The sequence below is a fragment of the Mesorhizobium sp. M7A.F.Ca.US.008.03.1.1 genome (assembly GCF_003997495.1).
In the GTDB taxonomy this organism is placed as follows: domain Bacteria; phylum Pseudomonadota; class Alphaproteobacteria; order Rhizobiales; family Rhizobiaceae; genus Mesorhizobium.
The window spans coordinates 1-9,302 of the sequence record NZ_RZRU01000048.1 but is presented as its reverse complement, the minus strand read 5'-3'; the positions used below and the strand labels follow the sequence as shown (position 1 = coordinate 9,302).

9 protein-coding genes and 1 tRNA gene are annotated in these 9,302 nt (G+C 64.0%); all 10 read right to left on the bottom strand.

The window, feature by feature from the left end; translation table 11 throughout:
- Positions 1 to 87: 87 nt before the first annotated feature.
- Positions 88 to 579 (bottom strand): hypothetical protein, encoded by a 492-nt coding sequence (locus tag EOA16_RS32350; RefSeq protein WP_127261740.1) that lies wholly within the window; start codon positions 577 to 579, stop codon positions 88 to 90.
- A gap of 275 nt (positions 580 to 854) precedes the next feature.
- Positions 855 to 939, bottom strand: a tRNA-Leu gene (locus EOA16_RS32345).
- An 84-nt stretch (positions 940 to 1,023) separates the two neighbouring features.
- Positions 1,024 to 1,644 carry a 2,3-bisphosphoglycerate-dependent phosphoglycerate mutase gene (locus tag EOA16_RS32340; RefSeq protein WP_127261739.1) on the bottom strand — a complete coding sequence of 207 codons (621 nt, stop codon included), beginning with the start codon at positions 1,642 to 1,644 and terminating at the stop codon, positions 1,024 to 1,026.
- 33 nt (positions 1,645 to 1,677) lie between these two features.
- Positions 1,678 to 2,520, bottom strand: a complete 843-nt coding sequence (dapB, locus tag EOA16_RS32335; RefSeq protein WP_127261738.1) for a 4-hydroxy-tetrahydrodipicolinate reductase — start codon at positions 2,518 to 2,520, stop codon at positions 1,678 to 1,680.
- Positions 2,517 to 4,388, bottom strand: coding sequence for an ABC transporter ATP-binding protein (locus EOA16_RS32330; RefSeq protein ID WP_127261737.1), 1,872 nt, complete (start codon positions 4,386 to 4,388; stop codon positions 2,517 to 2,519). Before EOA16_RS32330 ends, dapB begins: the two co-directional genes overlap by 4 nt.
- Positions 4,389 to 4,586: 198 nt before the next feature.
- The gene (locus EOA16_RS32325; protein ID WP_127261736.1) at positions 4,587 to 5,627 is read right to left on the bottom strand and encodes a glucokinase; all 1,041 of its coding nucleotides are present in this window, start codon (positions 5,625 to 5,627) and stop codon (positions 4,587 to 4,589) included.
- Positions 5,628 to 5,814: 187 nt separating this feature from the next.
- Positions 5,815 to 6,909, bottom strand: coding sequence for a penicillin-insensitive murein endopeptidase (mepA, locus tag EOA16_RS32320; RefSeq protein WP_127261735.1), 1,095 nt, complete (start codon positions 6,907 to 6,909; stop codon positions 5,815 to 5,817).
- Between the two features lie 79 nt (positions 6,910 to 6,988).
- The gene (locus EOA16_RS32315; protein ID WP_127261734.1) at positions 6,989 to 7,888 is read right to left on the bottom strand and encodes an SDR family oxidoreductase; all 900 of its coding nucleotides are present in this window, start codon (positions 7,886 to 7,888) and stop codon (positions 6,989 to 6,991) included.
- Positions 7,885 to 9,039 (bottom strand): tRNA epoxyqueuosine(34) reductase QueG, encoded by a 1,155-nt coding sequence (gene queG, locus EOA16_RS32310; RefSeq protein ID WP_127261733.1) that lies wholly within the window; start codon positions 9,037 to 9,039, stop codon positions 7,885 to 7,887. The genes EOA16_RS32315 and queG overlap by 4 nt, the downstream gene beginning before the upstream one ends.
- The coding region (locus EOA16_RS32305) for a glutathione S-transferase family protein (RefSeq protein WP_164754458.1) at positions 9,020 to 9,302 on the bottom strand (283 nt) is incomplete at its 5' end. The genes EOA16_RS32305 and queG, both read right to left, overlap by 20 nt.

The following is a 9,302-nucleotide window of genomic DNA, read 5'->3' as shown; positions in this document are numbered from 1 at the left end:
CAACGCCGCAGGTCTCATGCGGGCCCTCGAAGGGCGAGCACCACAGGCGGTCGTCACGGTGGCGCGGGACCAACGCCCAATCAGCTCTTAAACTGATTCAACGCAATCGTGAGGTTGCCTGATGAGCCCTTTCGCGGCCGCCTCGGCTTGGCGACAAAAGAGTTTGGTGCAGCGAAGCGGAAGTCCCCGATTGTCGTCAAAGTCGAGGCCGAGTCCGGCTAAGATAATTACGGCCTCGTCGTCAGTAGCCTCCCCTGTTTCGTATTTTTCTTTATGGTTGCAGACTTCATCGTCAATCCTCCAGCGCTCCGACGAAGCTTCATGCAAGTCATCGTAGTGACTGGGAAATGAGAACAACGTGTCGTTTCGGATAATCCCGAAAGTCTTTTCCGAAAGATCGTCGACCTCCAACTCCATTGCGGGCGACAGTTCACTGCGTGCGGACGTGTAGAGCAAAAGCTTCCGCTCTATCGCCTCGAATCCGGGTAAGTCCAAAATTCGCATCCTGGTTGTCGGAGATGGAGGCGCAGGCATGTTGCCAGCCGTCAGTTTTAGCCATTCCGCGTGTCGTTTCTTCATACGGGCGAACCTTCCAAAGAATCGATATCGCTGAATTTTACGCGCGATGCGTCCGGAACAAAACAGGAATATCCTTATGGTCCACCGGATTCACAGTTGCTATGATTTTATGCGGATAATAGTTCGACGATAGCCTCTGAGCTGGGCTCATGAGGATGGCCTATGGTCTTGGGATTGCTCGGCACCAAAATGCGCCCCGCGCACCTCTCAAAGGCATGCGAGCGTAACAGATAGACTAGGCTTATCGGGTTGATCCCGTTGGTAGTCGGGATAGATGGTGCCCAGAAGAGGACTCGAACCTCCACTCCTTGCGGAACACGGACCTGAACCGTGCGCGTCTACCAATTCCGCCATCTGGGCTGGTGCGGGCTCATGTAAGCGGGCAAGCGATGTGTGTCAACGCGCTTTTTTGATGCGTTGCTCGGTTGCCGGCTCAAGAGACCCTCAGTCCGCCAGCACTTCCTTGGACGCGACGGTGGAATCGGCGTTAAGCGTGTAGATGACCGGCACGCCAGTGCCGAGTTCCAGCTTGACGATCTCCTCGCCAGACTTGCCGTCCAGCGCCATGATCAGCGCGCGCAGCGAGTTGCCGTGCGCGGCGACCAGCACGGTGCCGCCGCGCAGCACGTGCGGCTGCAGGTCGTGCAGGTAGTATGGCCAGACGCGGGCGCCGGTGTCCTTCAGGCTTTCGCCGGCGGGCGGCGGCACGTCGTAGGAGCGGCGCCAGACATGCACCTGCTCCTCGCCCCACTTCTTGCGGGCATCGTCCTTGTTGAGGCCGGAGAGGTCGCCGTAGTCGCGCTCGTTGAGCGCCTGGTCGCGGATGGTCTTCAGGTCGCTCTGGCCGACCGCGTCGAGAATGTGCTGGCAGGTTTTTTGCGCCCGGATCAGCGCCGAGGTGAAGGCGATGTCGAATTTCAGGCCGCGCGCCTTGAGCTTCTGGCCGGCGGCCTTGGCCTCGGCGTGGCCCTGCTCGGTCAGGTCGACGTCACGCCAGCCGGTGAACAGGTTCTTCAAATTCCATTCGCTCTGGCCGTGGCGCACGAGCACGAGGGTTCTCGACATGTTTGCTCCATTCAAAGTTGGCAGTTTGGCCGCTCAGCTTAGGCCGAGCACGTCCCGCATCGAATACAGTCCCGGCTTCTTGCCGCGCGCCCAAAGCGCCGCCTTGACGGCGCCGCGGGCGAAGATGGCACGGTCCTCGGCGTGGTGCGACAGGGTGATGCGCTCGCCGGTGCCGGCCAGCAGCACGCTGTGGTCGCCGACGACAGAGCCGCCGCGCAGCGTGGCAAAGCCGATCGAGCCCGTCTTGCGCACGCCGGTTTGGCCGTCGCGGACGCGTACGTCATTGCCTGTAAGCTCGATACCGCGCCCGGCGGCGGCGGCTTCGCCCAGCAGCAAAGCTGTGCCCGATGGCGCGTCGACCTTGTGCTTGTGGTGCATTTCGAGGATCTCGATGTCGAAATCCTCGGCGTCGAGCGCGCGCGCCGCCTGTTCGACCAGCACCGCCAAAAGGTTGACGCCGAGGCTCATATTGCCCGACTTGACGATCGTCGCGTGACGCGCCGCCGCCGCGATTTTCTCGTTGTCTTCGGCCGTGCAGCCGGTGGTGCCGATGACATGGACGATGCGCGCCTGCGCCGCGTAGCCGGCAAATTCGACCGTCGAAGCAGGCGTGGTGAAGTCGAGCACGCCATCGGCTTTGGCGAAGACCGGCAGGGGATCGCCGCTGATCGCCACATCGATGCGGCCAATGCCGGCGAGTTCGCCGGCATCCTTGCCCAGATGGGGCGAATCCGCCCGCTCGACCGCGCCGATGACCCGCGCGCCAGGGATGGTGTGGATGGCGCGGATCAGCGTCTGGCCCATGCGGCCGGCAGCGCCCACCACCACCAGGCCCATATCACTTGCCGGTCTGTCGGTTGCTGGCGTGGCGCTCATGTCGTGCTCCCGGCGATGCTCTGCGTGTCGACGCTTTGTGACAGGCGTTGCGCCGAAGTCCGGATCGGCGCGCTGTCATCAACAAGCCCCAGCCCCTTGATGCCTTGTATCCGGTGGAAGCGGGCATAGACGCTGTGCGGATCGGCCATCAGCGAGGCGTGCGTGCCCTCCTCAACCAGCCGGCCCTGTTCCATGACGATGATATGGTCGGCATTGACCACCGTCGACAGCCGGTGCGCGATGACGATGGTGGTGCGGCCTTCCATGACCTTTGTCAGTGCCTGCTGGACGCGGGCCTCGGCCTCGTTGTCGAGCGCCGATGTCGCTTCGTCGAGCAACAGGATCGGCGCCTGCCGCACGATGGCGCGTGCGATCGATACGCGCTGGCGCTGGCCGCCCGACAGTGTCACACCGTTCTCGCCGACCGGCGTGTCGTAACCCTGCGGCTGCTGGCGGATGAAATCGTCGGCCGCGGCCTGCCTTGCAGCCTGTTCGATCTCGGCGTCGGTGGCGCTCAGCCGGCCGTAGCGGATGTTGTCGCGGATGGTGCCTTCGAACAGATAGGGCTGCTGCGAGACATAGGCGATGGAGCCGCGCAGCGACTGTTTGGTGACCTTCGAGATGTCCTGGCCATCGATCTCGATCGTGCCCGCCTCGACGTCGTAGAAGCGCTGCAGCAGCGCCACCAGCGTCGTCTTGCCGGCGCCAGAAGCGCCGACGATGGCCGTCACCTTGCCGGCGGCGGCGACGAAGCTCAGATCCTGCAGCACCGGCGCTTCCTCGACATAGCGGAAGGACACATTGTTGAAGCGCACTTCGCCGGAGGTGAATTTCGCCTCGGCGGCGCCCTGCGCGTCGCTCTGCTGCGGCTCGATGTCGAGAAGCTCGTAGATCATGCGCGCATTGACCAGCGCGCGTTCCATGCCGACCTGCATGCGCGCCAGCCGGCGTGCCGGATCATAGGCGAGCGTCAGAGCCGTGATGAAGGAAAACACCGCGCCCGGCGGCTGGCCGAGAACGGTGGCCCGGTAGCCGGAATAAGCGATGACGCTGGCGAAGGCGATGCCGGCCAGCAGTTCGGAAACCGGCGTCAGCCGCTCGGAGACGCGGGCGATCTTGTTCGACCGCTGTTCGGCATCCTCGGCGAGCTGGCTGATCCGGCGCGACAGCTCGTCCTCCATGGTGAAGGCCTTGACGATGGCGATGCCTTGCGTGGCTTCCTGCATGGCGCCGATCAGCCGCGAGTTGATCTGCACCGATTCGCGCGTGATGCGGCGCACCCGGCGCATCAGATAGGTGACGGTCCAGATCAGCGGCGGCCCGATCAGCAGCGAACTCAAGGAGAGTATCGGATCCTGGTAGATCATCACGCCGACCAGGCCGACCAGCGAGACGGCATCACGTGCGGTCGAGGTCACCGTCATCGACAAAAGATCGCGAATGCCGTTGACGTTCTCGTTGACCTGCGCGGCCAACCGCCCGGACCTCGTGTCGTTGAAGAAGGAGACGCCAAGCTTCATCAGGTGGTTGAAGATGCGCTGCTGATAGCGCGCCACCAAATTGTTGCCGATCCTGGCCATCGTCACCGCCTGGCCGTAGCCGGCAAGGCCGCGCAGGATAAAGGCACCGAGCAGTGCGGCGCAGATCCATGGGATCAGGTCGCCGCGCCGTTCGTAGAAGATCTGGTTGACGACCGGACTCATGATCCAGGCGGCGAGCGCCGTCGTCGCCGACACGGTCAGCAGGCAGAGGATGGTGAAAATATACGCGCCCCGATAATCGCGGCCATTTTCCTGGAGGATGCGGCGGATGACCGCCACGATCTCTCCCGCACGGGGTTTCGACAAATTGGGGGGCTGAAATGTCAAATCGGAACGCTTCGTAGATTTCCGCTTCCCGCGGCCGGGCAATTCGGCACCCCTCTTAACGCCAAGCAGCCGGCTTGCCTATGCCTAGAGCCGGATGATTTCAGGTCGAATCGAGCTGAAATCTGAATCCGCCTCTAAATTAAAGACATAGAGCATGATGTCGTCCTGAAACCGCTTCACACTTTTCGGCATCATGCCCTAGGGGTGACTAACTTCGTCGCGCCAGCGCCGGCCCTCGGTCTGGACACCGAACAGCGAGGGGTTCCTGGCATAGGCGGCAAGGCCCAGAAGGGCGGCCAGCGGGTGGGTGATGACGTACACCGGCATGGTGCGCATCATCGCGCTGTGCGGCGCCTTATCCTCGAAAGCAGTGCGGAAATTGCCGGCTTTCAGCGCCGGCACGATCTTCTGCGCGATGCCGCCGGTGAGAAACACGCCGCCGCGACTCATGAACACCAGAGCGAGATCCCCGGCGGTGCGCCCAAGGCAGGTGACGAAGGTCTCCAGCGCTTCCTCGGCAACCGGATCGGTTTTTGCAAGTGCCGCGGCAGTGATCTCGGCCGGCGTGGTGAAAGGTGATGGCTTGCCGTCTGCCTTGGCAACCGCCCGATAGACATTGACCAGACCGCGTCCGCACAGGATCTGCTCGCCGGAGATGCGGCCCTCCAGCTTCTCGATATGCGGGAAAACCTCGAAATCGCGCGGCGTGCGCGGACCTATGTCCATATGGCCGCCCTCGCCCGGCACCGGTATCCAGTGGTGTAGCGCATGGACCAGCCCGGCGACGCCGAGCCCGGTTCCGGGGCCGAGCACGACGCGCCCGGCATTGGGCTCCGGCGTGCCGCCGCCGATCTTTTCCATGTGCTCCTCGCCGAGGGCGACGACGGCCAGCGCCTGCGCCTCGAAATCGTTGAGCACCACGACGTCGCTCAGGCCGAGGCTGGCGAACATTTTTCTCGGCTTGACGATCCAGGGGCAGTTGGTCAGCTCGATCTCGTCGCCGTCGACCGGACCGGCCACCGCCAGCACCGCCGAATTGGGACGCACCGACGAGCGGTCGAGCACGGCCGCCTGGATCGCCTCGTCGATGGTGTTGTAGTTCGCCGTCTGGACGATGGTCGGCTCGCCTGCCTCGGAATTGGCGTCGAGCACGATCGAAAAGCGCGCGTTGGTGCCGCCGATGTCGCCGATCAGGATCGGAAACCGCAACAAAGTATCGTCGTCGCCTGTGCTTGGCATGCTCTCGTCCGTCTCCGGCGCCCCCGGCGGCATTTAGCCGTTCTTCCGTTGACTAGCGCATGGGTTTGAAAAGGGAAACGGTTTTCGACCCGGGCGGCGCGCAGACACAGCTTCTGGGGCCAAATGGCCACTATTCACAAAAACGGCACGCTAAACCGATTGAGTCCGCCGATGGGCGCAGCGGCCGTCAGTTCCCCGGAGGCCGTGGCCGCGGCAGCGGCACGCCGATCTCGGGGGTCGTTGTGAAGGCGTTCACCGCGCTTGGCAATCCGGCCGTGCCACTAGCTGCCGTGGCGGGCAGCGACGGCGCTTCGGGTTCGGGCGCTGCCACCGCAACCGGCACGCCGCCGCCACGGTAGGTCGCGGCCTCGGCGGAGGCCGGCCCCGGCGCGTTGAGCACGGCGCGGCATTCGCTCGGCAGGTTCGCCATCGTCATCAGGTCGCGGGCCTTCGGTGCATCCGGGTTCTTGTTGGGACGCCACGGCTCCTCGGTAAACCACCAGGTCAGCGGCTTGCCGCAACCGTCATCGTCCGGCGTCGCTTCCTGCGCCTTGCAGCCGGGCGATCCCGGCTGGCAGCCGATGCGCATGTGGAAATGATAGTCGTGGCCCCAGAACGGCCTGATCTTGCGCAGCCAGCCGCGGTCGCCCCTGACGGTATCGCAGAGCTTCTTCTTGATGCCCGGATTGACCAGGATGCGCTCGACCTGGCTGTAGCTCGCCGCCCGCTTCAGAAGCCTTGTGTGCGCCGGCGTCCACAGCGCGTCCTTCACCAGATGGGTCTTCTCGTCGACCATCAAGGTGGCGCTCATCGATTCGCGCTGCGCCATCGAGAGCGGGCGGCTGGGCATCGGCGTCAGCCAGATGTCGGCGTCGAGCCCGATCTGGTGCGAAGCATGCCCGGTCATCATCGGGCCGCCGCGCGGCTGCGAAATGTCGCCGATCAGCAAGCCCGGCCAGCCATCGGCTGCCGCGTCGCGCGACAGTTTCTCAATCACCGCGATCATCGCCGGATGGCCCCAGCGACGGTTGCGCGAAGGCCGCATCACCTCCCAGGTCGGACCGTCCATGGGAATGGCGACGCCGCCGGCAAAACAGCCCTTGGAATAGAAGCCGATCGATTGCGCCGCAGTCGCGGCCGGCAGTTTCTTGGCGCCGAACAGGTCCTTTGCCCGTTCTTCGGCCGCGGCCGGCTGTACGACTAGACCGGCAAGGACGAACAGGCCGAGAGCGGCCGCCAGCCGGAATTTTTTTCCGAGAAATGGCCGTATCGCTGTTTTCATGAAACCGGTTCCCCACCGCAATCCAAGGCCGAATCATAGCATGCAACGCGCAACGCTTCGATCGATAGAGCGGTTGCTTTTAGCGCTTCATCGGGCTGCGCGCCTCGCCGTCGCGCCAGTCGCCGCTCGCCCACATATGGTCGAAGGCGGCACGGTAGTCCGGAAAGCGCAGGGAATAGCCCGCCGCCTTGATCGCCGCGTTGGCGACACGCTTGTTCTCGCCATAGAAGGACCGCGCCATGGGCGAAAGTTGGGCGGCGTCGAAGGGAATTTCGGGCGGCGGTTCGATACCCCTCAATGAAGCGGCATAGGCGACGACGTCCTGCGGCGGCGCCGGCAGATCGTCGGTGACGTTGAAGGTGCCGCCGGTATCGCCATTGATGAGCTGCCACAGGGCGCCTGCAATGTCCTCGCAATGGATGCGGTTGAACACCTGGTCGGGCTTGACCAGCCGCCTTGCGCTGCCGTTTTCCAGATTGACCAAGGCGTTGCGGCCCGGGCCGTAAATCCCGGAAAGCCGCAGGATCGCCGCAGGTCGGCCGATCTCGCGGCCCAGTTCCAGCCAGTCTCGTTCGGCGGCCACCCGCATCACCGAGCGCTTCGATACCGGCCGGCATTCAGCCGTTTCATCGACCCAGGCGCCGTCATAATTGCCGTAAACCCCGACCGTAGAGAGATAGCCGATCCATTCCAGCAAAGGCATTTGAGCGATTGCCTCTCGCGCGGCATTCAGAACGGGATCGCCGGCCTCTTCCGGCGCAACGGAGATCAGCAGATGCGTTGTTTTTCCCAATGCATCACCGATTTCGCCGGTCATCGCGCCGTCGAACAGGAGCGGCGCGATGCCGGCCTGCCGTAGCGTCTCGAATTTTTCCGGCGAGCGTGTTGTGCCGAAGATCGTCGCGGCGCCTTTGTTAGCTCGGGCAAAGGCCTTGCCGGAATAGCCGGCGCCGAAGATGAAGACCTGTTTTTCGCTCATGCATTCGCCCTGGTTGGCCGCGCCAGACGCCATTCGTCGCGCACGGCTTCGTCGCTCTCGGTTTTCAGGCCGGCAGCGGCCCGTTCGGAATATTCGGCGTCGGGCACAAGCCGCGCCAGCGCCCATATTGCCGCGCCCCGCACCAGCGGCGAGGTGTCGTCCAGCAAGGCGCACACCGCGCCAGACAGCGAGGCATCGCCGGAATTGCCGGCGGCGATCAGCACGTTGCGGACAAAGCGATCGCGGCCGATGCGTTTTATCGGCGAACCCGAAAAGAAAGCGCGGAAGGCCGGGTCATCGAGACCCAAAAGGTCGGCGAGCGGCGGCTCGCGCAAATCATCGCGCGCGGCTAGTTTTGCTTCCGAAGCCGCCCTGGCGAACTTGTTCCACGGGCAGGCGGCTAAACAGTCGTCGCAGCCATAAATGCGGTTGCCGATCTTTCCGCGGAATTCGTGCGGGATTGGCCCTTTGTTCTCGATGGTGAGATAGGAAATGCAGCGCCGCGCATCGAGCCGGTAGGGCGCCGGAAAAGCATCGGTCGGGCACGCGTCGAGGCAGGCGCGGCAAGAGCCGCAATGGTCGATCTCGGCGCGGTCGGGCACGAGTTCGGCTGTGGTGAAGATGGTGCCGAGGAACAGCCAGGAGCCGTGCTCGCGGCTGACCAGATTGGTGTGCTTGCCTTGCCAGCCGAGCCCGGCGGCCTCGGCCAACGGCTTTTCCATGACAGGTGCGGTGTCGACGAACACCTTCACATCACCGCCGGCACGCGCCACGATCTTGCCGGCGATCTCTTTCAGCCGTCCCTTCATCACATCGTGATAGTCGCGGTTCTGCGCATAGACCGAGATCGCGCCGCGGTCGCGCTTGGCCAGCACGCCAAGCGGATCATGATCGGGGCCATAATTCATCGCCAGCACGATGATCGAGCGCACTTGCGGCCACAGTGCCGTCGGTTCGGCACGGCGTTGAAGCGTCTCGGCGATCCAGCCCATCGAGCCGTGAAAGCCATCGGCAACGAACTCGGCTAATCGCGCCGGCGCCAGCGGGATCGCATCGGGGGCGGTGACGGCGACGGCATCGAAGCCGGCGCGCTGCGCCTCCGCATCGATCAGCGCGCGCAGTTTTGCGGCGTCAGAAGTCGAGGTCCGCATAATGCGACACCGGCGACAGGCCGCGCACCCGGTCGGTCAAAAGCGGCCGGAAAGAGGGCCGCGACTTGACCCGTGTGTACCATTCGCGTGCAGCGCTGTGCTCGCGCCAGTCGATCTCGCCGAGATAATCGAGCACCGACAGCGTTGCCGCGGCCGCGAGATCGGCATAGGTGACCCTTGAGCCAGCCAGCCAATGGCGGGTGCCGGCCAGCCAAGTGGTGTATTTCAGATGCTGGCGGATGTTGGCGCGGGCGGCACGGATC